General features: G+C 60.7%; 25 protein-coding genes, 1 tRNA gene and 1 pseudogene. 3 read left to right on the top strand and 24 right to left on the bottom strand.

The window, feature by feature from the left end; translation table 11 throughout:
• The 3 genes from B3F77_RS08465 to B3F77_RS08455 all read right to left on the bottom strand — a co-directional run.
• On the bottom strand, positions 1-229 hold a 229-nt coding region (locus B3F77_RS08465; RefSeq protein ID WP_293604533.1), incomplete at its 3' end, for an FmdB family zinc ribbon protein.
• A gap of 4 nt (positions 230-233) precedes the next feature.
• Entirely contained in the window at positions 234-446 is a 213-nt protein-coding gene (locus B3F77_RS08460; protein ID WP_293604532.1) for a hypothetical protein, read from the bottom strand.
• Between the two features lie 369 nt (positions 447-815).
• The gene (locus tag B3F77_RS08455) at positions 816-1,190 is read right to left on the bottom strand and encodes a hypothetical protein (RefSeq protein ID WP_293604531.1); all 375 of its coding nucleotides are present in this window, start codon (positions 1,188-1,190) and stop codon (positions 816-818) included.
• Between the two features lie 156 nt (positions 1,191-1,346).
• On the opposite strand from B3F77_RS08455, the gene B3F77_RS08450 reads away from it, so the two are divergent.
• A complete protein-coding gene (locus B3F77_RS08450) occupies positions 1,347-1,703 on the top strand; it encodes a hypothetical protein (RefSeq protein ID WP_293604530.1) in 357 nt (118 codons plus the stop codon).
• 288 nt (positions 1,704-1,991) lie between these two features.
• Here B3F77_RS08450 and B3F77_RS08445 read toward each other — a convergent pair.
• From B3F77_RS08445 to B3F77_RS08425, 5 genes are all read right to left on the bottom strand, one after another.
• Positions 1,992-2,081 (bottom strand) — tRNA-Ser (locus B3F77_RS08445).
• A 38-nt stretch (positions 2,082-2,119) separates the two neighbouring features.
• Positions 2,120-3,460: a serine--tRNA ligase gene (serS, locus tag B3F77_RS08440; RefSeq protein WP_293604529.1), complete on the bottom strand. Its 1,341-nt coding sequence runs from the start codon at positions 3,458-3,460 to the stop codon at positions 2,120-2,122.
• A gap of 52 nt (positions 3,461-3,512) precedes the next feature.
• Positions 3,513-4,454, bottom strand: coding sequence for a threonine/serine dehydratase (locus B3F77_RS08435; protein ID WP_293604528.1), 942 nt, complete (start codon positions 4,452-4,454; stop codon positions 3,513-3,515).
• Positions 4,455-4,472: 18 nt separating this feature from the next.
• Positions 4,473-5,474 carry a 4-hydroxy-3-methylbut-2-enyl diphosphate reductase gene (gene ispH / locus B3F77_RS08430; RefSeq protein WP_293604527.1) on the bottom strand — a complete coding sequence of 334 codons (1,002 nt, stop codon included), beginning with the start codon at positions 5,472-5,474 and terminating at the stop codon, positions 4,473-4,475.
• Entirely contained in the window at positions 5,471-5,956 is a 486-nt protein-coding gene (locus B3F77_RS08425; RefSeq protein ID WP_293604526.1) for an FKBP-type peptidyl-prolyl cis-trans isomerase, read from the bottom strand. Before B3F77_RS08425 ends, ispH begins: the two co-directional genes overlap by 4 nt.
• A gap of 161 nt (positions 5,957-6,117) precedes the next feature.
• Between B3F77_RS08425 and radC the strand changes: the two genes are divergently transcribed.
• Together radC and B3F77_RS08415 are read left to right on the top strand one after the other, a co-directional pair.
• Positions 6,118-6,792, top strand: a complete 675-nt coding sequence (gene radC / locus B3F77_RS08420) for a RadC family protein (protein ID WP_293604525.1) — start codon at positions 6,118-6,120, stop codon at positions 6,790-6,792.
• Positions 6,793-6,826: 34 nt separating this feature from the next.
• On the top strand, positions 6,827-7,498 hold the full coding sequence (locus B3F77_RS08415) for a Smr/MutS family protein (RefSeq protein ID WP_293604524.1): 672 nt from the start codon (positions 6,827-6,829) through the stop codon (positions 7,496-7,498).
• Between the two features lie 368 nt (positions 7,499-7,866).
• On the opposite strand, the gene B3F77_RS08410 is transcribed toward B3F77_RS08415, so the two are convergent.
• The 16 genes and pseudogenes from B3F77_RS08410 to B3F77_RS08335 form a co-directional block, all read right to left on the bottom strand.
• Positions 7,867-8,226, bottom strand: a complete 360-nt coding sequence (locus tag B3F77_RS08410) for a hypothetical protein (RefSeq protein ID WP_414702984.1) — start codon at positions 8,224-8,226, stop codon at positions 7,867-7,869.
• A gap of 18 nt (positions 8,227-8,244) precedes the next feature.
• Positions 8,245-10,812, bottom strand: coding sequence for an ABC transporter permease (locus tag B3F77_RS08405; RefSeq protein ID WP_293604523.1), 2,568 nt, complete (start codon positions 10,810-10,812; stop codon positions 8,245-8,247).
• A gap of 69 nt (positions 10,813-10,881) precedes the next feature.
• Positions 10,882-11,916 carry a formate dehydrogenase accessory sulfurtransferase FdhD gene (locus tag B3F77_RS08400; RefSeq protein ID WP_293604522.1) on the bottom strand — a complete coding sequence of 345 codons (1,035 nt, stop codon included), beginning with the start codon at positions 11,914-11,916 and terminating at the stop codon, positions 10,882-10,884.
• Positions 11,917-11,979: 63 nt separating this feature from the next.
• Positions 11,980-12,369, bottom strand: coding sequence for a hypothetical protein (locus tag B3F77_RS08395; RefSeq protein WP_293604521.1), 390 nt, complete (start codon positions 12,367-12,369; stop codon positions 11,980-11,982).
• A 14-nt stretch (positions 12,370-12,383) separates the two neighbouring features.
• Positions 12,384-13,589 carry a formate dehydrogenase subunit gamma gene (locus B3F77_RS08390; RefSeq protein WP_293604520.1) on the bottom strand — a complete coding sequence of 402 codons (1,206 nt, stop codon included), beginning with the start codon at positions 13,587-13,589 and terminating at the stop codon, positions 12,384-12,386.
• A gap of 12 nt (positions 13,590-13,601) precedes the next feature.
• Positions 13,602-13,823, bottom strand: coding sequence for a hypothetical protein (locus B3F77_RS08385; RefSeq protein ID WP_293604519.1), 222 nt, complete (start codon positions 13,821-13,823; stop codon positions 13,602-13,604).
• Positions 13,820-14,440, bottom strand: a complete 621-nt coding sequence (gene fdh3B, locus B3F77_RS08380) for a formate dehydrogenase FDH3 subunit beta (RefSeq protein WP_293604518.1) — start codon at positions 14,438-14,440, stop codon at positions 13,820-13,822. The genes B3F77_RS08385 and fdh3B overlap by 4 nt, the downstream gene beginning before the upstream one ends.
• The gene (locus B3F77_RS08375; protein ID WP_293604517.1) at positions 14,428-14,610 is read right to left on the bottom strand and encodes a hypothetical protein; all 183 of its coding nucleotides are present in this window, start codon (positions 14,608-14,610) and stop codon (positions 14,428-14,430) included. Before B3F77_RS08375 ends, fdh3B begins: the two co-directional genes overlap by 13 nt.
• Before the next feature lie 2 nt (positions 14,611-14,612).
• Positions 14,613-17,588 carry a formate dehydrogenase subunit alpha gene (locus B3F77_RS08370; RefSeq protein ID WP_293604516.1) on the bottom strand — a complete coding sequence of 992 codons (2,976 nt, stop codon included), beginning with the start codon at positions 17,586-17,588 and terminating at the stop codon, positions 14,613-14,615.
• A 33-nt stretch (positions 17,589-17,621) separates the two neighbouring features.
• Positions 17,622-17,828: a formate dehydrogenase gene (locus B3F77_RS08365; RefSeq protein WP_293604515.1), complete on the bottom strand. Its 207-nt coding sequence runs from the start codon at positions 17,826-17,828 to the stop codon at positions 17,622-17,624.
• 204 nt (positions 17,829-18,032) lie between these two features.
• On the bottom strand, positions 18,033-18,662 hold the full coding sequence (locus B3F77_RS08360; RefSeq protein ID WP_414702983.1) for a TorD/DmsD family molecular chaperone: 630 nt from the start codon (positions 18,660-18,662) through the stop codon (positions 18,033-18,035).
• 2 nt (positions 18,663-18,664) lie between these two features.
• On the bottom strand, positions 18,665-20,719 hold the full coding sequence (locus B3F77_RS08355) for a 4Fe-4S binding protein (protein ID WP_414702982.1): 2,055 nt from the start codon (positions 20,717-20,719) through the stop codon (positions 18,665-18,667).
• Complete coding sequence (locus B3F77_RS08350) at positions 20,682-21,401, bottom strand: DUF3306 domain-containing protein (protein ID WP_293604513.1); 720 nt, start codon at positions 21,399-21,401, stop codon at positions 20,682-20,684. The genes B3F77_RS08355 and B3F77_RS08350 overlap by 38 nt, the downstream gene beginning before the upstream one ends.
• Positions 21,394-21,981, bottom strand: coding sequence for a DUF3305 domain-containing protein (locus B3F77_RS08345; protein WP_293604512.1), 588 nt, complete (start codon positions 21,979-21,981; stop codon positions 21,394-21,396). Before B3F77_RS08345 ends, B3F77_RS08350 begins: the two co-directional genes overlap by 8 nt.
• 81 nt (positions 21,982-22,062) lie before the next feature.
• Positions 22,063-22,217: pseudogene (locus B3F77_RS20955) on the bottom strand (IS5/IS1182 family transposase); the annotation flags it as partial.
• Positions 22,218-22,270: 53 nt separating this feature from the next.
• Positions 22,271-22,496, bottom strand: a 226-nt coding sequence (locus tag B3F77_RS08335; RefSeq protein WP_293604511.1) for an MFS transporter small subunit, incomplete at its 5' end; no start/stop codon positions are given.

Here is a 22,496-nt window from a genome sequence, read left to right as displayed (position 1 = left end):
GAGCCGCCTCGGCGTCGGCGGATTTGGAGGCCTGCGCCGGGCTGTCGCCGCCGCGAAAATCCGTCGCATACCAGCCTGAGCCCTTGAGCTGGAAGCTGGCTGCCGTGACCTGCTTTTTAAAGCTGGACGCTCCGCATTGCGGGCAATCGGTCAAGGGCGCATCCGAGATTTTTTGCAAAACGTCCTTGGCATACCCACAGGACTCGCATTTATAGGCGTAGATTGGCATAGTGCTAGAGGTTCTGTCTTGGAAATTGCGCCTGAAAAAGGCTTGCGGATGCAAAGCCTTTAATTATAGGCGTTGCCCACCCGCCCCCCAGTTTGCGCTGGTAGAGGTTGATGACGAGGTGGCGCGCCAGCGTGATGGCGACGACCGCCAAGGCCCACAGCCAAAGTCCCGTCGGCTCCACATGCCGGTACAGCGTCGCCACCATGACGACGATCATGACGGCAGGCCGCATACAGTGCAGGCCGGGCGTACCGCATAAACGTTTGAATCAACTGCATTTCGACCCAATCCTCACGCGAGAGATTTTGCATGCTCTTGGCGGGCCGGATCGCTGCAGTGAAGTCCATGGATGCAAAGTTTACGCCGCATTCATGATGACAAAAAAACGGCCTGAGCTATTGTCTTAATAGCAATGCGTGCCCCATTTCCACAATTCACCTCCGTCATAAGGCCGCGTCGGCGTTATGACGGTACTTATTCAGGGTAGCCCTAACAAAGCTACGAATCGGCTATGTTGGTCTCCGCGTCCTGATTGCCGCTGACCCGGGCAAACAGGAGCAATTATTTTTTGTTTTTGAGAGACACCCTAGAAACTGAAACCTTCGACCTTTGCCCTGCAATCATCATAGGACATGGTGACACATTGGCGGTGTAGTTCACCGAGCGTCATTTCCGAATCGGCTTGCGATACGCTCGCAGGAGGCTCCAGATAATCCTGAAATATCTGATTGACCACATCAGTCATCCGCTCACAGCTTGTGTGGTAAAGAAATGCCTGCCCTTTGTTCGACGTATCGGGAATGAGTACGACCTTCCCGCATTTCCTTTGCAGGTGATCGATAGCCATATGTTCTGTTCCGTCATCGAGGAAAAGAAAGTTTTCTTGCGTAATCATGCACAATCCATTGTCCTGCACGCAGTCGGCAGCGAAGTGAATGGGGTTCTGTACAAATTTGCTCATTTGATCTCTCCAAAGGACTTGTGATTGGGAAAGTATACGCACGCTCATTACCAGAGCAATATTTTGGGTGACGGCGCAGACTTCAATGCATTGATTGACGGTTTGAATCAGACCACCAAGAAAGCCAATGACGGCGATTGATAAAGCCTTGAGGGCATGCTGATCGGTCAGGCGACGGCACTGCAAACCATCTTCACCAGTCTGTCTAAACGTGCGGTGCAGCAAGAGCACATGGTGCATTACCAGACGTTTTTAGGGCTGGTTTTTGAAGCGCAGTCACAGAGCCGGGCCACCATATCGGCGCTGGTGGACTTGAAATATTCCCGGCACGCCACATTCGTCAAGCAAGCCAACATTGCACACGGGCCGCAAGGGGCGGAGACTTCGTCAAGATTGATTCGTTGGGTCATGATAAATTCTTTCTGCGGTGAACATTGGGTGCCCAAACCAGACGAGCGGTGCGCGCTGCAACGCTACGTTTCCTTTCGCTGCACTTTGCAGCTTGCGCATTAAGCCGCGCAGTCCGGTTATCTCAATCGTTGAGAAGCTGCTTTTCGGAATCGTCATCGATGGCTTTTGGCACGCTGCAGTCAGCCAATCGAAATTTCAGAATGACGGTTTACAGTCCAGGCTGTGTGAAAACGTCGGTGACGAATACGGTTGCGGGTTGCTGTCCGGGGGACGCCCCCGGCTACCGCCTGTGCGAGCAGCCGCAGAAATATCCCGACAGCAGTTTTACCCAAGGAGGGTAACGGGGGTACAAGAAAAACGGGGCGCTAGGCCCCGTATTCATTGACTCACTGGCGGAGAGGGTGGGATTCGAACCCACGGTAAGATCGCTCCTACGCCTGATTTCGAGTCAGGTACATTCGGCCACTCTGCCACCTCTCCTGTGTCGAGCCGCAATTCTAACAGGCTGACAGCCTTGTTTATTCCGCCGACGGTGCAAGCACCGTCATGCCGCCCAGGTAGGGCTGCAACACAGCCGGCACCTCAACGCTGCCGTCTGCGCGCTGATAATTTTCAAGCACCGCAACCAGCGTGCGGCCTACCGCCAGGCCGGAGCCGTTCAGGGTGTGTACAAACTCGTTCTTGCCTTGCACGTTCTTGAATCTGGCCTGCAGCCTGCGGGCCTGAAAGGCCTCGCAATTGGACACCGAGCTGATCTCGCGGTAGCTATGCTGGGCGGGCAGCCACACTTCGAGGTCATAGGTTTTGCTGGCGCCAAAGCCCATGTCACCTGTGCACAGCAGCATGACGCGGTAAGGCAGGCCGAGCTTTTGCAGAATCGCTTCGGCGTGGCCCGTCATGGCTTCCAGCGCTTCGTAGCTTTTCTCCGGCTGAACAATCTGCACCATTTCAACCTTGTCGAACTGGTGCTGGCGGATCATGCCGCGCGTGTCGCGCCCATAGCTGCCGGCTTCCGAGCGAAAGCATGGGGTGTGGGCAGTGAATTTAAGCGGTAGATCAGCCTCGGGCGTGATCACGTCGCGCACGAAGTTGGTCAGTGGCACTTCTGATGTCGGAATCAGGTACAGCGCCGTGCTTTCGGCCTCCTGCGCTCCTTCCTGTCCGCCCTTCTTGGCAGCAAACAGGTCTTCCTCAAACTTGGGCAACTGGCCGGTGCCGCGCATCGAATCCGCGTTGACGATGTAGGGTACATAGCACTCGGTGTAGCCGTGCTCTGCGGTCTGCACATCGAGCATGAACGCGGCGAGCGCGCGGTGCAAACGGGCCAGCGGGCCTTTCATCACGGTAAACCGTGAGCCTGAGAGCTTGGTACCCAGCTCGAAATCCAGACCCAGCGGCTGGCCCACGTCCACATGGTCCTTGACTTCGAACGTCAGTGCCGCAGGTGAGCCGCCCAGGCCTTCAACCGGGCTCCATTTGCGCACCTCCACATTGCCGGCTTCGCCAATGCCCTGCGGCACGCTGTCATGCGGCAGGTTGGGTACGGCCAGCAGCAGCGCCTGCATCTCGGCCTGGATCTGCTCAAGCCGGGCGCTAGAGGCCTCCAGCTCGGCCTTGGAGCTACTGACCTGCGCCATCACGGCGCTGGCGTCTTCTCCTTTGGACTTGAGCTGGCCGACCTGCTTGGACAGGATATTGCGCTGGTTTTGCAGCTCTTCCGTCCTGATTTGCAGGGCCTTGCGTTCGGCCTCCAGCGCCTGAAACGCTTCCACATTGAGGAAAGCTTGAGGGCTTTTGCGGGTCTCCAGACGGGCGATGGCCGAGGGCAGGTCTTTTCGGAGCAGGTTGATATCTAGCATGGGGTAGATTGTATTTTGTGCCGCTCTCGTTGCGGCAGATTCGGGTTCAAACTCAGTTCAGGCTGGCTGGGTCAACGTTGGCGCCGCAAATGATCAGGCAGACTTTCTCGTCAGCACGCGGCACATAGCGGCCGCTGTGCAGCACAGCCAGCGGCAGCGCTGCAGCGGGCTCGACGGCGAGCTTCAGTTCGTTCCAGAGCCACAGCTGCGCCGCCCTGATTGATTCATCGGTGAGCAGCAGCGCATCACGCACATGGGCCTGGGTGACTTCCCACGCCAGGCGGCCAATGCGTTGGGCGCCCAGCGAATCCGCCGCAATGCCGCTGACGGCCACATTCACCGGCTGACCGGCTTCGCGCGCACTGAATAGCGTAGGCGCCCCTTCTGGCTCCAGCGCCACCACGCGGCTGCGCTGCTCGAACCAGCTGGCCACGCCGCCGATCAGGCCACCGCCGCCCACGCTGACCAGCACGGCATCGGGCACGCCGCCCTGCTGCTCGATTTCCAGCGCCATCGTGCCGGCACCCACCAGCACTTCGGGCTGGTCATAAGCATGCGTGAGCAGCGCACCCGTTTCGTGCTGGCGGGCCAGGCAAGCCTGCAGCGCGTCGGCGTAGGCGGCACCGATCACCACCACATGCGCGCCGAGCGCGGTGAGTCTGGCGCGCTTGGCCGGGCTGGACACTTCCGGCACAAACACCTCGCAAGGCACGCCCAGCTCTTTGGCCGCTGCGGCCGTGGCAATCCCTGCATTGCCGCCCGAGGCCACTATCACGCCGCTGGTCGGTATGGCGTTGGACAGCAGGCGGTTAAGCATGCCGCGCGCCTTGAAGCTGCCGCCCGTCTGCAATTGCTCAAGCTTTAGCCAGACTTCCGCGCAGTCCACACCCAGCGCTTTGCCGGGCAGCTTCCAGAGCGGAGTTTGATGAATAAAGTGGCTGTAGCCCCTGTTGAAATTGCGCTGACAGCTCTCAATTTGATAGCGATTAACCATAACTGCCGCCGTCAACAATCAGCTCAATTGATGGAGCTGGCTGCCGCTGACCTCCAGCGTGTGGCCCTGTGCGTCAACCTTCAGGCCTTTGGGCAACGGGAACTTGATGGTTTCCTCAACCCCATCCATTTTGCGAACCGAAACGGCACCCAGTGCCCTGATGCGATCAATCACCTGCTTGACCAGAATCTCCGGCGCCGAGGCACCCGCCGTCAGGCCGACGCGGCTCTTGCCCTCAAACCACGACTCCTGCAACTCGCTGGCGTCATCCACCATGTAAGCCTCGGTGCCCAGCTTGGCGGCCAGCTCGCGCAGGCGGTTGCTGTTGGAACTGGTCGGGCTGCCCACCACAATCAAAATATCCACTTGCGGGCTGAGCACCTTGACGGCGTCCTGCCGGTTTTGCGTGGCGTAGCAAATGTCTTGCTGCTTGGGCGCGCGCACCTGCGGAAACCGCGCTTTGATCGCCGCGCTGATCTCGGCCGCATCGTCCACGCTCAGCGTGGTTTGCGTCACGACGGCCAGCCGCTCGGTTTGCAAAGGCGAAATACGCGCCACATCAGCCACGTCTTCCACCAGATGGATGCCGCGGTCGAGCTGGCCCATGGTACCTTCCACCTCGGGATGGCCCTTGTGGCCGATCATGATGAACTCGTAGCCTTCCTTGTGCAGCTTGGCCACCTCCATATGCACCTTGGTGACCAGCGGGCAGGTGGCATCAAAGATATGAAAACCACGCGCTTTGGCCTCCTCCTGCACTGCCTTGCTCACGCCGTGGGCGCTGAACACCAGCGTGGCGCCTGGCGGCACGTCGGAGAGCTCTTCAATGAATATCGCGCCTTTGGTTTTGAGATCGTTCACCACATAGGTGTTGTGCACGATTTCATGGCGCACGTAAATCGGTGCGCCAAACTTGCTCAGGGTCCGCTCGACGATTTCAATCGCGCGGTCAACCCCGGCGCAAAAGCCGCGCGGCTCTGCAAGTAGAATTTCCTGAGGTCCGTGGCTTTCCGTGCTCATAAAACGCCAATCACCTGCACTTCAAAAACCACCGGCTGGCCGGCCAGGGGGTGATTGAAGTCAAACTGCACGGCATCGTCGCTGCCTTTGACCTGATGGACCGTGCCCGCATACTGCCCCCTACCGTCGGGCGTGGGAAACTGCACCACATCGCCCACCTTGTATTGTTCCTCGGGGTCACCCAGTTCAATAAGCAGCTTGCGGGCCACCCATTGCACCAGCGCGGGGTTACGCTCGCCAAACGCTTCGCCAGCGGCCAGCTCAAAGGTGGTGCGCGTGCCTTCCGGCAAGCCCAGCAGGTGCTGCTCGATGGCAGGCGACAATTCGCCCGCACCCAGGCTCAGCGTGGCCGGTTTGCTGTCAAAAGTGTTGATGATGTTTGCACCGCCAAGCCCGGCCATGCGGTAATGCAAGGTCAGGAAAGAGCCTTGCTGGACAACGGGTTGAACGAGGGCTTGAGCCGATGACTTCGCAGTGTGCATAAGACTTCATGGGCCAGCCTGGTCGGCTGGCAAGTGTTTGTAAACTGCCCCTATTGTAGAAAGTAAGACTTGTCCCGGGCCACCACCCGCTTTTTCGGCCTTTTCGCTGGCCTTTGACTACCTTGCCCCAGAACTGAACCCCTTCACCTATTGCCCATCCCATGCTGATCAAAGACCTGCCCGAGGACGCCCGTCCCCGCGAAAAACTGCTGGCCCGTGGCCCCGGCGCGCTCAGCGATGCCGAACTGCTGGCCTTGCTGCTGCGCACCGGTTTGCCCGGGAAAAATGCGCTGCAGATGGGGCAGGAGCTGCTGGACACTTTCGGCGGGGTGGCCGGACTGCTGCACACCGGGCCTGAAGCGCTGAAAAGCATCAAGGGCCTGGGCCCGGCCAAACGCGCCGAACTGGTGGCCGTGCTGGAGCTGGCGCGCCGTGCACTGGCCGAAGAACTGAAGGAAAAAACGCTGTTTGCCACGCCGCAAGCCGTGCGCGACTATCTGCAGCTGCAGCTGGGCAGCCGGGTCCATGAGATTTTTGCCGTGCTGTTCCTGGACAGCCAGCACCGGCTGATCGTGCTGGAGGAGCTGTTTCGCGGCACGCTGACCCAAACCAGCGTCTACCCGCGTGAGGTGGTGGTGCGGGCTTTGGCGCTCAACGCGGCCAGCGTGGTGCTGGCGCACAACCACCCGAGCGGCGCAGCCCAGCCTTCGCGCGCCGATGAAGCGCTGACGCAAACGCTCAAGGCCGCGCTGGCGCTGGTGGATGTGCGCGTGCTTGACCATTTTGTGGTGACCAGTACCCAGGCCATCTCGATGGCTGAACTGGGACTGCTTTAGCATCCAGCATCCGGCCTCCACATCAATCCACACCATGCCTACGCCAGCCTCCAAACGTCTCCCGATCAAAGATTTGAAAGATCTCAAGGCCGTCAAGCGGGAGATCGAGATACGCGCCAAGCTGAAACAAGAGCGCGTTGCCGCGCGCCTGGCCGCCGCGGCGAAAACCAAAGCCGAGAAGGAACTGTTTTCGCGCGCCATCGGCCCGGTCAAGGCCTTGTCGATCAAACATCTGCCCGGCCACAAGGCCAGCCTGCCACGGCCCCAGCCAGCACCCATTCCGGTGCAACAGCAGCGCGACGAGCTGGCCGTGATGCGCGAAGCCATCTCGGATGAGTTTGATGTGGAAAGCCTGCTGGACACCGACGAAGCCCTGAGCTTTCGCCGACCCGGCATGGGCCCCGACGTGGTGCGCAAGCTGCGCCGGGGTAACTGGAGCATTCAGCGCCAGCTCGATCTGCACGGTTTCCGCCGCGAGGACGCGCGCGAAGCGCTGGCAGCTTTTATCCGCGAGGCCAACAAGGCCGGTCTGCGCTGCGTGCGCGTGGTGCATGGCAAGGGCCTGGGCTCGCCCGGCAAGACACCGGTACTCAAAGGCAAGGTGCAAGGCTGGCTGATTCAAAAACAGGAAGTGCTGGCCTTTGTGCAGGCGCGCCCCGCCGAGGGCGGCGCCGGCGCGCTGGTGGTGCTGCTGGCGCAGAGTTGAACTTCTCCCGTTCGCTATTAATTCAGTAGCCTCTGATGCCCGTCCACAAAGGGCTTTAGGCCTATTTCATATAAATTTTCAGGGAAAATCCGGCTTCGCGGCCTGTTTCTTCGGCTATTTGTAAGACAAACGTGGCTCTAGCCCAGCAACGACGGGCGTAGACAGCTACTAAATTAATAGCTATAAACCGTGGCCGGCTGCAACATAAATCCGTTCGGACTGAAGCACAACGTCCCCCAAGCGGTTCCTAAGCCGGCGAATTTCGCATCCAGTCCGCGGTCTGGAAAAACGAGGCGTTGAGCCGGCTGCGCAAGGCTTCGTCCACGCCGGTCTCAAGCATGGCCTGGTCCATGCATGGGTTTTTGGGGTCAGAGCCCAAATTCGCCGAGCCTTCGGCTCGCCCGGAGGGTGCGGTGCAACGCACCCGCAGCGAAATTGGTGTCTGACCCCAATAACCCAGGCATATGGCGCTGGCGCAGGCGCGGGTGGCCGAAGCGCTCGGTGTAGTACTGCGGCCCGCCCAGCCAGCCGCACAGAAACCAGAACAGGCGCTGCCGGGCGTTGTCCAGCGTGCTGCCGTGCGCCGCACGCAGCACGGTGTAAGCGGGCTCCAGATCCATCAGGTCATAAAACCGCTCGACCAGCGCCTTGACTTGGGCCTCGCCACCTATCCAGGCAAACGGTGTCTCAAACGGCGGGCTGCCGGGCGGCTTTTCTTCGATGTGCATATTCTTTTTGAATGTGGGCTATTGGGCTTTGCGCAGCGTTTCCACCACGGGCGTGTTGAGCACAGAACGCAAGCCCCACCAGCCCGCAGCCAGCGCCAGCACCGCGCCCGCCAGGCTGCCAAAGATCGGTACCGTCCAGGAGCCGGTCCAGCTGAAGTCAAACACATAGCGCGCCAGACCCCAGCCCACGGCCAGCGCCACCAGCGACGCGAGGAAGCCGGCGAGCAGGCCGACACCGACCAGTTCGGCGCGCTGCACCTGGCGCAGCAGTGAGGCTTTGGCGCCCAGAGCCCGCATGATGGCGAATTCCCGGGCGCGCTCTTCCCGCGTCGCCGTGACGGCCGCAAACAGCACCACCAGACCCGCAGCCAGCGTAAAGCTGAACAAAAATTCCACCGCGCCAATCACCTGGTCCAGCACCCGCTGCACCTGATTCAGGGTACTGCTCATGTCCACATTGGTGATGTTGGGAAAGGCTTTGACGAGGGCGTTGTCGAAGCTTTGGGGCCGGACTTGACCATTTGCGGGATTGCTCTGAAGCACAGGCTCGGGCGCCCGGAAGGCACTGATGTAGGACACCGGGACGTCGGCCAGCTGGGCCACCGGGTACATCACAAAAAAGTTGACGTGCATGGAGCCCCAGTCCACCTTGCGCAGGCTGGTGATCTTGGCGTCGTTGAGCTGGCCGGCGATGTCAAAGCGCAGGCGGTCGCCGAGCTTGAGGCCCAGCGTCTTGGCCAGGCCTTCTTCGACGCTGATGGCGTCTTTTTCGCCAGCCGTCCAGCGGCCCGCCACCACCTGGTTGTGGGTAGGCTGCTGCGCGCTGTTGGAAAGGTTGAACTCGCGGTCAACCAGGCGTTTGGCGCGGTCGTCTTCAAAATCATCAGGCGTCACGGCCTTGCCATTCACCGCCACCAGGCGACCACGGATCATCGGATACCAGTCGAACTTTTTCACGCCGCCGTCACGCAACGCCTGCTGAAAGGCATCGCTTTGCTCGGGCTGTACGTTAATCACAAAGCGGTTGGGCGCATCGGCGGGCGTGGCCTGGCGCCAGCTACTGATCAAGTCGGTACGCAAAAGCACCAGCAGCATCAACGCCAGCAGGCCCACAGCCAGGGCGCTGATTTGCACGACCGCATACGCCGGGCGCGCCGACAACTGCCGCGTGGCCAGCACCAGCCAGCGCGGCGCCGTGGCTTCGTTGACGCTGGCGCGCAGCAATTTGACGGCGGCAAAGCTGGCCACCGCAAACACCAGCACGGCAGCGAGAAATCCGCCCACCGAAATCAAGCCCAGCTTCAAATCACTGCTGGCGGCCACCAACAGCGCGGCAAAACCGGCCATGCCCAGGCCCAGCACCGCCAGCGAGGCCGGCTTGAGGTTGCCGACCTCGCGGCGAATCACGCGCAGCGGCGGCACCTGAGCCAGTTGCAGAACCGGTGGCAGGCCAAAAGCCAGCAGCAGCGTCAGGCCCATGCCCATGCCAAAAGCCACGGGCCAAAGCGTTGGCGCGGGCAGCGCAGTTTCGACCAGTCCGGCGAGCAACAACACAAAGCCGTAATGCACCGCAAAGCCCAGGGCCACGCCCAGGGCGCTGGCGAAAAGCCCCGCCACCACAAACTCAAAGCCGTACGCCAGGGCAATGGTGCGCTGCGGCTGTCCCAGCACGCGCAGCATGGCGCAGTCGTCCAGATGTTTGGCCGCAAAACCGCGCGCCACAATCCCGACCGCCACAGCGCTGAGCAGGGCCGCCAGCAAGGCCACCAGATTGAGAAATTTTTCGGCGCGGTCCAGCGTCTGGCGGATCTCGGGGCTGCCGCTCTCCAGTGACTCCAGCCGCACGCCGCGAATGCCGGATTGCGCGCCCGGTTTCTTGATCTCGTCAGTGGCCCACTTCACATAGGCTTTGACCGCCTTGTCATCGCCGGTCACGGCAAAGCGGTAACTGGTGCGGCTGGCGGGCTGGATCAGGCCGGTGGCGGCCACGTCGGCCTGGTTGATCATCACGCGCGGCGAAAAGCTGATGAAGCCGGCGCCACGGTCGGGCTCCTGCATGATGATGCGGGTCAGCGTGAAGCGTGCCTTGCCCATCAGCAGGGTTTGGCCCAGCTTCAGGCCCAGCGCATCGAGCAGCGAAGCATCGGCCCAGGCCGTGCCAGGCACCGGGATCTCACGGGTAGCCTGGCCGGTGCTCTCCGCGCTGTCTGCCACTTTCAGGGTCCCGCGCAGCGGGTAGCCCTCGGGCACGGCCTTGAACGCCACCAGCTTGCTGGTGCCGCCGTCTTCGTCAGGGGCGCGGGCCATGGTGGGAAAGGTGACGGTAGAGGCAGCCTTCAGGCCCAGCGCCTGGGCCTTGGCGATAAAGGCGGCCGGAGTCACGCCGTCGCTGCGGACCACGGCATCGCCACCCAGCAGTTGCTGGGCATCGCGCTGCAGGCCGCCCTTGAGCCGGTCGGCAAAAAAACCAACGGCCGTGAGGGCCGCCACCGCCAGCGTAACGGCCACGATCAGCAGGCGCAACTCGCCAGCCCGCAAATCGCGCAGCAGGGTTCGCCAGCCGAGCTTCAGAAAAAGGGTTTTCATGGTGTGACCTTAGCGCAGAAGCGGTAACCGCGGCGCGCTGTGGGACATCAAAGCCCTGCCTTCAGACCATCAGGCTTCCTGATCGGCCTTGAGGTCGGCTTGCATGGCCGGCTTCACGTCAAGTTTAGCCACCAGACCAGGCTGCAGTTTCAGGCGCTGCGCCTGGGTGTAGCAGACAAAGCGCTTGTTGGTCGCGCGGCCAATGGCGCACAAACCCACCGATTGCGCGACCTGGTGCCCCATCTGCGTGATGCCGCTGCGCGACACCACGATGGGAACCCCCATTTGCGCCGACTTGATGACCATTTCGCTGGTCAGGCGGCCGGTGGTGTAGAACACCAGTCCGCCTGTCCCTGAAGGGGGCGGCGCAGCAGACGAAACCAGGAGCGTGGCGGCCTGCGAACGCAGCGCCGGGCCGCCCCAAGCAAGTTCAGCCCCCTCGGGGGGCAGCGCAGTATGCGAAGCGACAAGCGTGGGGGCCATTTCCTCCTGCATCCACATCCAGCCGGCAATCGTGTCGATGGCGTTGTGCCTTCCCACATCTTCCACAAACAGCAGCATCTCGGGTTCGACAGAGCCGCAAGCAAACAAGGCGCAGGCATGCACGGAACCGGCGGACTTGTAGGTGGTCTCTTTCAGACGGATGGTGTTGACCAGGCTGTACAGTTGACTTTGCATGATGCTGGCGCCGTGAGGCAACTCGATCTGGTCCACCTCATCCATCAGGCCGCCAAACACGCTACCCTGACCGCAGCCGGTGGTCACGACGCGCCTGGACGTTTTCTCCTCGATATCTTCAATGCCATGGCGGGTTTTGACGGCGGCAGCGCCTACGTCCCAATCGACAGTGATGGACTCGATGTCTGCTACCTCCCTGACCAGCCGCTGGTTGCGCAGGTAGCCAAGCACCAGCAGCTCAGGGTGCGCGCCCAGCGTCATCAGGGTGACCAGCTCGCGTTTATCGACATACACCGTGAGCGCCCGTTCGGCAGGAATGGAGACTTTGAGCTGCTCGCCGTATTCGTTGACGGCATCAATCTCACAGGTCAAGGGGGCTTGGGCTAGCGTCAGGTGGGGCAAAGGGAATGGGGGCAACAGGGGCATGACTGAAGACTACAACAAAAAGGCCGACCCTTGACGGGCCGGCCCTTTAGTGGGGATGACGTCTCAGGGTTTCTTGGCAGGATTGACCACCGCATCAGGCTGCCTGCTGCTGGGCGGGCTGGTAGCCGTGGCCGCCGGAGAGTGCGCGCCCGAGGCCTCGATGGGCTTGGCCACTTCTTGCGGCGTATACGTGAAAGCGCCCGGATCCGCGCAGGGAGGCGTTGCCGTCGCCGGCTTGGTTTCCTTGCCTGCAGCCTTGGCGGATTGGTAATAGCTGGCAGCCACTTTGTCTTGCGACATGCAAAACTGGTAAGCATCCACCTTGCCGGCCCAGGCCGCCTTGGCGGCCGCCTCTGCGGCTTTGGCCTTGGCTTCGTCGCTCAGTGGGGGAAGTGTGGCCAGCGCCAGCGCAGACGCACTGGCCAGCAGACTCACAATTAAAAGTTTTTTCATGGAACCCTCCTTCTTTATGCCTGGACTGTCTGGCTCGGTGGCGCAGGCTCAGTGCGCTGGGCAGGAATACGGCCGGCCTTCACATCGTCGTACCAGAGTTCATGGTGTTCCCTGGCCCAGGTTTCGTCGACATAGCCGGTTTTCATACCTTGATAGGCGCCCTGCATGCCGATGGTGCCCAGATAAATGTGAAGCATGAACATGCCGATCATCAGAATATTGGCTACCGAATGCACCATGTGGGCCACCTGCATGGTGCTGCGCTCGTAGCTCAGACCAGGCAACAGCTTGTCCATGGCCAGCCCGGAGGCCACCACGATCACCCCCAGCACAAACACGCCACCCCAGAACACAACCTTCTCGCCCGCGTTGAACCGGCCCGATTTGACTTGGTGCTCGGACAGCATGCCGCCGCCCTTGAGCAACCAGTTCAGGTCGCCCTTGGCCGGCAGGTTGTCGCGCACGAAGGTCACGATGATGACAAGCAGAGAAACCGCAAACACCGGGCCGGCGAAGTTGTGCATGTTCTTGAGGGCATAGGTGAGCCAGCCAAACAGCATGCCGCCCATCAACGGCAGTAAAAAGAACTTGCCAAATGCCATGACGATGCCCGAGATGGCCAGAATGACAAACGCGGTCGCATTGGACCAATGCGCCGAACGCTCAAAGGGTGTGAAACGCTCGATCCTGCGGCCCGTCTCGGCACTGTGCAGCTTGATGCTGCCCATGCCAAAGTAGAACAGTGCAATCGCACCGGCCACGATCAGCAAAAACGCCCCGCCATAAGGGATCAGCCAGTTGTTGCGCACTTGGCGCCAGGCCTCACCGGCATTGGTCGGGCGTGAGCCCGGATACTGCACAAAAGGCTGAATCAGGTTGCCGGCCTCCGGCGCTTCGCTTTTAGGCAGGCTGCTATAGCCGGTCACGCCTAATCCAACCTGGCGCCACATGGGCGCATTGTTGCCCGGCTGGACCTTGGCCCGCTCGCCGTTGGTCTGCCTGGCATAGTTGGGATCGGCACTGGCGTCGGGCTTGACCTCAAAAATGTTCTGGCCCTGAATGCCGCCAGCCGCTGCCGGCGCCACAGGCGCTGGCGTGATGACTCCCGACACCTGTGCCGGCTGGGTCGGCTGGGTCGGCTGGGTCGTGGACGTTTGCGCTCCGGCCAGCCCGGCCAGCCCAATTGCTATTAAAAATATAGCTAGTCGTGCTCGTTCCATAAGGGCTCCCGGTCACTTTGTCTTGGAATATTCGTTTTGGGTGTTCTGTCCGCGAGCATTGAGCCCTTGCTCCCAGCTGGTCTTGTCGCCCACCTTCCAGCCTGGCGCCACAAACGGGTCTTCCGCACCTTGAAATGCCGGAACGTCGCTTTTGACACCATAACCGGTCTGCGGTTTTTCGCCGCAGGCGGCGAGCGCCATGACAGCAGCAGTTATCAGTACAAGGCGCATCATGATTTGACTCCTGCAGGCGGCTGGCCTGCCTGTTTGGAACCATAGGCCGTTCCCCAGCCCCAGACCTCGGCGCCTTTGCCGCGCTGCACAACCCGGTTGCGGAAGATGTCAGCGACCACATCGCCATCACCGGCCAGCAAGGCCTTGGTGGAGCACATCTCTGCGCAAGCCGGCAATTTGCCCTCGGCAAGGCGGTTGCGGCCGTACTTTTCAAATTCAGCCTGGCTACCGTTGACTTCCGGGCCACCCGCACAGAAGGTGCATTTGTCCATCTTGCCGCGCACACCGAAAGTGCCCTGGGAGGGGAACTGCGGTGCGCCGAACGGGCAGGCGTAAGAGCAGTAGCCGCAGCCGATGCAGACGTCCTTGTCATGCAACACCACGCCTTCGTCGGTGCGGTAAAAGCAGTTGACGGGGCAGACGGCCATGCACGGCGCATCACTGCAATGCATGCAGGCGACCGATATGGATTTTTCACCTGGAACCCCGTCGTTGAGCGTCACGACGCGGCGACGGTTGACGCCCCACGGAACTTCGTTTTCGTTTTTACAGGCGGTGGCGCAACTGTTGCATTCAATGCAGCGCTCGGCGTCACAAACAAATTTCATGCGTGCCATGGTGTCTCCTGACGACCCGCTTCCGGCGAGGCACTGGCCTGCGCTGAATGCAGCGTATAAAAATAGGTGAAGGCGGTGAAGGCGGGCGGGCGCAGCGCCGGGCCGCCCCAAACAAGCACAGCCCCCTCGTGGGGCAGCGCAGTATGCGAGGCGACAAGCGTGGGGGCCATGTTCATGCTCGTTCGACGTTGCAGACCGTCGTCTTGGTTTCCTGCATCATCGTCACACTGTCGTAGCCGTAGGTGGTTCCGGTGTTGATGGCCTCACCGCGGACTACCGGGTGCGCACCACTGGGGTAATAGGCCAGCATGTCAGCGCCCTGCCAGCGCCCCGAAAAGTGGAAGGGCAGGAACACGGTGTCGGGGCCCACACGTTCGGTCACCATGGCCTGAACATTGAGACGTGCGCCGGTAGGCGTGCTGACCCATGCCCGCTCGCCATTGCGAATGCCTTTTTCGGCAGCCACCTTGGGATTTATTTCGATGAACATTTCCTGCTGCAACTCGGCCAGCCAGGGGTTGGACCGGGTTTCCTCACCGCCTCCTTCGTATTCAACGAGACGGCCGGAGGTCATGATCAGCGGGAATTTTTCATGCACCTTGTCGGCGATATTTTTCTGCTGAATGGTTTTGTACAGTGTGGGCAGGCGCCAGAAAGCCTTCTTGTCGTCGTGCGTCGGGTATTTGGCGACCAGATCGGGACGGATGCCGTACAGCGGCTCGCGGTGTTGTGGAATCGCATCGGGAAAATTCCACACCACGGCGCGTGCCTTGGCGTTGCCAAACGGATGGCAGCCATGGTTTTTCATGACCACGCGGATGATGCCGCCGGACGAGTCGGTCTTCCAGTTCTTTCCTTCAGCTGCGGCTTTTTCGGCATCGGTCAACTCGTCCCACCACCCCAGCTTTTTCACCAACAGGTGGTCAAACTCAGGATAGCCCGTGGTGATGTCGGCGCCCAGTGAGTGTGAACCGTCTTCCGCCAGCAGGTTTTTGCCTTCGCGTTCGACACCGAAGTTGGCGCGGAAATTACCGCCGCCGTCCATGACGTGCTTGGAGGTGTCATAGAGATTGGGCGAGCCGGGATGCTTGAGCTCCGGCGTGCCCCAGCACGGCCAGGGCAAGCCGAAATAATCGCCCGTCGTGTCGTAGCCGGTTTCCTTGTCTTTGCCGCCTTTGGACTTGAGGGTCTTGACGTCAAACAGATGCATATTGCGCATATGTGCCTTGAGGCGCTCGGGGCTCTGGCCGGTGTAGCCAATGGTCCAGACACATTTGTTGATTTCGCGCAGGATGTCCTCCGGTACGGGCTCGTCCATGCCCTTGACCTTCTGCATCTTGTAGTTTTTTGAGAGCTCCTTGGAAAAGCCCAGTTTTTCAGCGAGCTGGTGCATGATCATGTGATCGCTGCGGCTTTCCCACAGAGGCTCAATCACTTTTTCGCGCCACTGCAGGGAACGGTTGGAGGCCGTCACGGAGCCGCTGGTCTCGAACTGGGTGGCCGCCGGCAGAAGGTACACCGCACGGTTGGGATTGAGGTCTTCAGCCTTGCCCGGCATCGCCGCCATGGCGGCTGTTGCCGAAGGATAAGGGTCAATGACGACCAGCAAATCCAGCTTGTCCATCGCGCGCTTCATCTCCAGACCGCGGGTCAGGGAGTTGGGCGCATGACCCCAGAAGAACACGCCGCGCAGGTTGGAATCCTGGTCAATGAATTCGTTTTTCTCCATCACGCCATCGATCCAGCGCGATACAGTGATACCGGGCTTGCCCATCATGGCTGGCGAAGCATAACGCCCTTTGATCCAGTCAAAGTCAACACCCCAGGTCTTGGCAAAGTGCTTCCACGAGCCTTCCAGCAGGCCATAGTAACCAGGTAGCGAGTCGGGGTTGGGGCCGACGTCGGTTGCGCCTTGTACGTTGTCATGGCCACGAAAAATATTGGCGCCCCCGCCGGATTTTCCGACGTTGCCCAGCGCCAGCTGCAAAATGCAGGACGCGCGGACGATCGCATTGCCCGTTGTGTGCTGGGTCTGGCCCATGCACCACACGATGGTGCTTGGGCGGTTCTGGCTCATCATGGTCGCCACCTTGAGCGTGGTGGCTTCGTCCACGCCGCAGGCTTCCAGCACCTTGTCCGGCGTCCATTTGGCCATCACGTCGGCCTTGACCTGTTCCATGCCGTAAACACGGTCGTTGATGTACTGCTTGTCTTCCCAGCCGTTCTTGAAGATGTGGTACAGCACACCGAACAGGAAGGGAATGTCCGAGCCCGAACGGATGCGAACGTATTCGTCGGCCTTGGCGGCAGTGCGGGTAAAGCGCGGGTCGACCACAATCAGTTTGCAGCCTGTCTCTTTGGCATGCAGCATGTGCAGCATGCTGACCGGGTGCGCCTCGGCTGCATTGGAGCCGATGTACAGCGCACACTTGCTGTTTTGCATGTCGTTGTAGGAATTGGTCATGGCGCCATAACCCCATGTGTTGGCAACGCCGGCCACCGTGGTGGAGTGGCAGATGCGGGCCTGGTGGTCACAGTTGTTGCTGCCCCAGAAGCTCACGAACTTGCGCATCAGGTAGGCCTGTTCGTTGTTGTGCTTGGAGGAGCCTACCCAGTAAATGGAGTCCGGGCCGCTGGCCTTGCGCAACTCCAGCAGCCTGGCGCTGATCTCGCTGAGTGCCGTGTCCCAAGTAATACGCTCGTATTTGCCGTTGACCAGCTTCATGGGGTAGCGCAGGCGGTATTCACCATGGCCGTGCTCGCGCAGCGCAGCACCCTTGGCGCAATGCGCACCCAGGTTGATGGGCGAATCAAACACCGGCTCCTGACGAACCCAGACGCCGTTTTCAACCACGGCATCGACTGCGCAACCCACAGAGCAGTGGGTGCAGACTGTGCGTTTGACTTCGATTTTTCCGCTGCCATCCACAGCGCCAGGGGTCGCAGCTCTGGCTTTTTTTACCAGCGTCAACTGGGTAGCGGCCAGGCCGACACCGACACCCAGGCCCGAGCGCCGCAGGAATGCGCGCCGGTCCATCGTGGGCAGGGCATTGGACAGGCCGCGCGCGAGGCTTTGTACAAAGCGTGCAGAGCTGGCGCGATGCACCGGGTCGCCATGAATAACGTGAGGTTTTTTCGTGAGCAGCATGGAGCTCTCCGTAAGAATAAAAACGGGGATGAATTAGACGCGCGTGGTTTTGTAGTAACGCTTGACGTGGTCCGTCAGACTGTAACCACCGCCTTTTTCAGGGGCCGGTTTGAGCGCCTGGAGCGCGGCCTCCGGTGCGGGTACACCCGGCAAGGCGACCATTGCTGCGGCTGCGGCGCCAGTAGCGGCTGCGCCGAAAAAGAAACCCCGGCGCGAAGGTTTAGATCGGTTGTCCTGCATTTTTATCTCCAAGGAAGCTTGCCTGATATGTAACTACGTTCATACTCTATGTCAGAGTACCGCGCATCACAATGGCTTGCTCAAATGAATAAATGAAAACTAGGGAAAACGATAGGTGATCTTATCGTTGGCGCGGCACTTCCAGGGATTCTGGTGTCTCAATTTGAGACGAATCAGTACCGTGAGGGCAAAGTCACTGCGCCTTCAAGCCAGCATGTCAAAGCCTTGGGCTTCAACACTGAGGAAGGTTTGCGTGAAGGCCCCCAGTGCGCGGTAAAAACGGGCCTTGGGGTGTTGCATGACCGCCTCGCACATCATGGGCACCCACGGCTGGACATGCCGCGCAAAAAACTCTCGCTGGCGTGTCAGGTTGGCTACTTCCACATCGTCACCCGCAATCAGGTAGCGCATGACTTCGCACAGGTAGGCCACATGGTCTTCTGTTTCCGGCATGGCTTCATCACGCGCCAGCCCCAGTGCCGCGATATCGTTACGCAAGGCCACCAGCGGTTTTTCATTGAGGAATCCGCTGAGGTAATGGGAGCCGAAGAGGTATACCTCGGGCTTGCCAACTCCACCAAACAACGCATCGCATTCTTGGCCTATGTCTGCCAGGCTTTGTTCGCGCGCGGCAGCCACCAGTTCGCCCCATGAACTCTCAAGCAAGGCGCCCGCAGCAGGTGCCTCGGTGACGGCCACGCGAAGGTTTTCATGCAGCTGCGCCGACGGCGCTGCGTAGTAAAGGGCAGCGAGCAGTCCGTACACTTCGGCGCGCGCGGTTTCTTCGTCGAGAGTGGAAGTAACGAGTTGGGCTTGCATCATGGGTAGCGACATGGTTAGCGAATATCGGTAATCTTGAGTTCATTGTCTGCAGAGTAGAGGTCAATGACCCGGCAGTCACCGCACATCTTGAGGCGGTCTGCGGCCGCCCCCTGAAACATGGCATGGCCTGCCAGCTTGCCCAGCATGGATTCGATCGCCTTGAGGGTGCCGAAGGGCTTGCTGCAGCGTATGCAGGCATAGGGCTGCATCTCATTGAGCATGATCGCTTCCTTGCGCTGCGCCGTGAGCCTGAGCTGTGGCACCAGCGCGAGCGCCTTTTCGGGGCAGGTCTTGACGCACAGACCGCACTGCACACAATTTTTCTCAATGAATCTGAGCTGTGGCGTTTGCGGGTTGTCCTGCAGGGCGCTGGCCGGGCAGGCATTGACGCAGCTCAGGCACAGGGTACAGGCGTCCTTGTTGATGGCCAGTGCGCCCAGGGGCGAGCCGGTGACCGGCAGCGGGATCACCTCGGGCTGCGCGGCGGCCTGAGCTACCAAGTGATCGAGTGCCAGCTCCAGCGTGGCGCGCTTGTCGGCCTGCACGGCAAAGCCCGCGGCCTGGGTCACACCCTGGGCCGGAGCTGCCTGCAAATCGGCATCCAGTTCGGCCAGATCGCGCGCATCCTTCGCGCAAAGAAGTCGAAAGTGTTCCCCCTGATAACCAAGACCGCTGAGGATGGCCTGCGCCACATCCATCTGCGCGCGCACCGCGTCCCGGTACTGCGGTGCTTCCTCGTCCGTCATGAGCACCCACACCTGCGAAGCGCCATAGGCGACGGCCGAGAGCCACAGTTCCAGGCCAATCGAGGCGGTATGCCACAACACCATGGGCAGCACGCGTGCCGGTATGCCATGGGTAGCAGGATCGAGCCGGGCCGCACGGCCCAGATCACCGAGCAGGCGCACCCCCGCTTCCTGGCTGTGCAGCAACAGGGCGGCATGCTTGCCACCAGCCCGGGCGTAGGTGGCCAGCAGGGTCTTGATTTTTGTGCCCTGCTCGCTGGCGCGTGGGTAGGCATAAGTCAATGCACCGCTGGGGCAGACCGTCGTGCAGGCACCACAGCCCACGCACAGATGGGGGTTGACCAAGATCCGCTGGCGATCGCGCTCGCTGCTGATGGCCGAAGCCGAGCAGACATCGATGCAGGCATTGCAGCCGGTTTTTTCGTTGCGGCTGTGGGCACACAGTTTTTGCTTGTAGACAAAAAACCTGGGCTTCTCGAACTCGCCCACGAGCGAGCGCACCTGCAGCAGGGTACGGCTGTCCTGACCATCCCAGCGGAAGTAGCCCTGGGGCAGCGCGTGCTGCGTGAAGGCGGGCGTGGCACGCAGGTCGAGAACCAGATCAAATGTTTCGCTTAATCCCTCAGCTTCGCGACTGAAGTCAATTGCTCCGGCAACAGCACAAACCTTGACACAGGCCCTGTGGGACTTGCACAAGGCGCTATTAATTTGATAGTCGAATTCGATCGCACCTTCGGGACAGGCCGCCACACAGGCATTGCAGCGGGTGCACAGATCCAGGTCGATCGGATTGTTGCGCTCCCACTTCAGTTCGAACGCCCCTAGCCATCCCGTCAGTCGCTGGATCTCTCCGGCCAGCACCGGGTAGCGCCGCTCCTGCAAACCGCCGTCACGGCCGGCCCCCAGGCTGAACAGCGTGACGTCCAGCGTGTCCGACAAGCACTCGGCCGCACGCTCGGCCGCATCGAGTTCACCAATGATCAGCAGGCGCCCCGCGCTCTGGTAGCTTACGGTGGGCACCGGGTCAGGATCGGGCAGATGAGCCGCTGCCAGCAAGGCCGCGATCTTCGGGCTGGCGCTGGCAGCATCTTTGCTCCAGCCGCCGGTTTCGCGGATGTTGACAAACTTGATGACTGAGGTCGCGCCTTCGGTCTGCTGCGCCAGTTCTGCAAAGAGACGCTTCTCCTGCGTGCAGGCCACCACGACGTCGTCGCCTGACTGAATCGCCTTCTGGAACGCACCCGCTTCACGCCGGCACAGTGCCGAATGCAGCGTCAGGTTTTCATTAAGTGTCGCGCCCAGCGTCTGGGGCTGTAGAGGCATGGTCTGGTTGCAGTCGCAAATGAGTGTGGGCATGGTCTTGTGGGCTGGCACCGGCGTCAGGCAATGGCGCGGGTTGGCTGGAATGTTCGGGGTTAATTGGGTCCGGACGGCCCAAGTCGGAATTTCCAGAGGACTGTGCCACGGTTTCACCGTTAGGGTTATTCGCATTTTCCCGCGGCGAAGAGGTCAGGTCGTTCTGCTTTTCGTCTTTTTCTTCGTCATCAAACAGCTTGAGAAACTTCGCACCGACCATCTGCCGGAGCATGGACTCGGGGATGGGATCGGATTTGGAATAGTCGTCAATGTAGATGTCCAGGCCATCCATCACGTTGAAGTGCGGGTCGGCAAACAGTTTTTTCATCGCGGCGTTGCGCACCTCAGGCCCGACATCGCGTGCCATGAAGGGTTTGAAGTCGGAGTCCTTGGTCAGCAGTTTCACATCGTCAAGTGAGAGTGCTATTTTTTCCGGCTGTTCTGCTTCGCTGGCGGCGGCAGTTGCACCCGATAAAGGAAGCACTGCGGGCATGGACTCTGCAGAGCCTGAAATAGGGATCTGGACCCCGGCGCTATCCATCGCCCCGGGTTTTGCAACAGCAGCGGGCTCCTCCAGCGGCTTGCCGTGCAAGGCGTCGGTCTTGCGACGCGCCCAACGGCCCAAAAATCCCCTGGCCTCCTCAACCATTGCCGCCTCCGCCAAATTTCCTTTCAGTGCTCACCCGTGCAGGGTTGCCAAAACGATCCAGCAAGGGCTTGAAGCTTTGGGGTCGCTGGCGGCGCTTGACTTCCAGTACATGATGCTGATCCACGAAATGCTGCAGCCACTGCACCACCTGCGGCGGTGCGGGCACCTGCTCCACGGTTTCCTGCGCATCGAGCCAGCGCCCGGCGTCGTGGTAGCTCAGCGTGACGATCTGCGGCACCGCCACCGGCTCGTCGGCAAGCGCCGCCTCTTCCTCCATGCGCCAGACCACCCAGAAGCAGGGCTGCGGCGTGGTGACGTTGAGGTAGTAGCCTTCCGCATCGTCGGGAAACAGCTCAACCTTGAAGCCGGGATGCAGCCAGCGTTCTTCCCGCTCGTCCTTGAGCAGCAAGCGCGGCTGTTCGCCAAAGGCTTCCTCGTTCGGCACGATATCGGCCAGCACCCAGCGCCAGGGCTGCCAGCGGTTGTCAATGTGCTCGCGGCGCATGACAACCGCCACCACCACACAAGGACGGCGAACGGCCACGTCTGTTTCGGGAGACTGCAGCAAAAAATCAGACATGCGCGCAGTGTACGGTGGTCTTCATGCCCACTGTCGGAAGCGCTGTTTTGGCCGCCCTCATTTAACGGCCATTCACGGCGCCCGTGTCATAAAAGTCTCTGGGTCCCTGGCCTTGTCAGCGTTCTCGGTGGAGTTCGGCGCACCCATTGAATAGTGGCGTCCACGATGACGCCGGTGCCCACCTTCAAGCCCGGCGCTTGCAGGACTTCGCCCACCTTGGCGAACAGTTCGAAGCCGCCGTCTTGATCCGCGGCCACGGCTTTGACGTCACTGGACGGACCGAAAAGATTCATGCCGGCTTAGCTGCTGTCGTGCAGTGTTTACCGCACGACCTGACTGGCTTTAAAAAATAGTCTGTCAGTTGAAGAATTTTGCGACGCTTTGCAGTGCAGCGTGCGGTAAACCCCCAGGCCAGTGGAATACCCACCGCAAGCCAGGCCAGCACCGCCATTCCAGGATTCACCGCATCGCCACCTCCACCACCCCGTTGCAACTCATACCATTTAGCGTTCAAT

The organism is Polaromonas sp. UBA4122 (genome assembly GCA_002381615.1).
Classification (GTDB): Bacteria; Pseudomonadota; Gammaproteobacteria; order Burkholderiales; family Burkholderiaceae_C; genus Polaromonas.
This window is presented reverse-complemented; position numbering and strand designations above follow the sequence as displayed.

Bases quoted from the DNA above. Each gene is read 5' to 3' on its own strand.
- B3F77_RS08365 (WP_293604515.1), bottom strand. From the start codon at position 17,828: ATGCAGGACAACCGATCTAAACCTTCGCGCCGGGGTTTCTTTTTCGGC.
- serS (WP_293604529.1), bottom strand. From the start codon at position 3,460: ATGCTAGATATCAACCTGCTCCGAAAAGACCTGCCCTCGGCCATCGCC.
- fdh3B (WP_293604518.1), bottom strand. From the start codon at position 14,440: ATGGCACGCATGAAATTTGTTTGTGACGCCGAGCGCTGCATTGAATGC.
- B3F77_RS08415 (WP_293604524.1), top strand. From the start codon at position 6,827: ATGCCTACGCCAGCCTCCAAACGTCTCCCGATCAAAGATTTGAAAGAT.
- B3F77_RS08350 (WP_293604513.1), bottom strand. From the start codon at position 21,401: ATGGTTGAGGAGGCCAGGGGATTTTTGGGCCGTTGGGCGCGTCGCAAG.
- B3F77_RS08345 (WP_293604512.1), bottom strand. From the start codon at position 21,981: ATGTCTGATTTTTTGCTGCAGTCTCCCGAAACAGACGTGGCCGTTCGC.
- B3F77_RS08450 (WP_293604530.1), top strand. From the start codon at position 1,347: ATGCTGATCGGTCAGGCGACGGCACTGCAAACCATCTTCACCAGTCTG.
- B3F77_RS08355 (WP_414702982.1), bottom strand. From the start codon at position 20,719: ATGCCTCTACAGCCCCAGACGCTGGGCGCGACACTTAATGAAAACCTG.
- B3F77_RS08390 (WP_293604520.1), bottom strand. From the start codon at position 13,589: ATGGAACGAGCACGACTAGCTATATTTTTAATAGCAATTGGGCTGGCC.
- B3F77_RS08395 (WP_293604521.1), bottom strand. From the start codon at position 12,369: ATGAAAAAACTTTTAATTGTGAGTCTGCTGGCCAGTGCGTCTGCGCTG.
- B3F77_RS08425 (WP_293604526.1), bottom strand. From the start codon at position 5,956: ATGCACACTGCGAAGTCATCGGCTCAAGCCCTCGTTCAACCCGTTGTC.
- B3F77_RS08375 (WP_293604517.1), bottom strand. From the start codon at position 14,610: ATGGCCCCCACGCTTGTCGCCTCGCATACTGCGCTGCCCCACGAGGGG.
- radC (WP_293604525.1), top strand. From the start codon at position 6,118: ATGCTGATCAAAGACCTGCCCGAGGACGCCCGTCCCCGCGAAAAACTG.
- B3F77_RS08455 (WP_293604531.1), bottom strand. From the start codon at position 1,190: ATGAGCAAATTTGTACAGAACCCCATTCACTTCGCTGCCGACTGCGTG.
- B3F77_RS08370 (WP_293604516.1), bottom strand. From the start codon at position 17,588: ATGCTGCTCACGAAAAAACCTCACGTTATTCATGGCGACCCGGTGCAT.
- B3F77_RS08460 (WP_293604532.1), bottom strand. From the start codon at position 446: ATGATCGTCGTCATGGTGGCGACGCTGTACCGGCATGTGGAGCCGACG.
- B3F77_RS08360 (WP_414702983.1), bottom strand. From the start codon at position 18,662: ATGTCGCTACCCATGATGCAAGCCCAACTCGTTACTTCCACTCTCGAC.
- B3F77_RS08400 (WP_293604522.1), bottom strand. From the start codon at position 11,916: ATGCCCCTGTTGCCCCCATTCCCTTTGCCCCACCTGACGCTAGCCCAA.
- B3F77_RS08410 (WP_414702984.1), bottom strand. From the start codon at position 8,226: ATGCACATCGAAGAAAAGCCGCCCGGCAGCCCGCCGTTTGAGACACCG.
- ispH (WP_293604527.1), bottom strand. From the start codon at position 5,474: ATGAGCACGGAAAGCCACGGACCTCAGGAAATTCTACTTGCAGAGCCG.
- B3F77_RS08405 (WP_293604523.1), bottom strand. From the start codon at position 10,812: ATGAAAACCCTTTTTCTGAAGCTCGGCTGGCGAACCCTGCTGCGCGAT.
- B3F77_RS08435 (WP_293604528.1), bottom strand. From the start codon at position 4,454: ATGGTTAATCGCTATCAAATTGAGAGCTGTCAGCGCAATTTCAACAGG.
- B3F77_RS08385 (WP_293604519.1), bottom strand. From the start codon at position 13,823: ATGATGCGCCTTGTACTGATAACTGCTGCTGTCATGGCGCTCGCCGCC.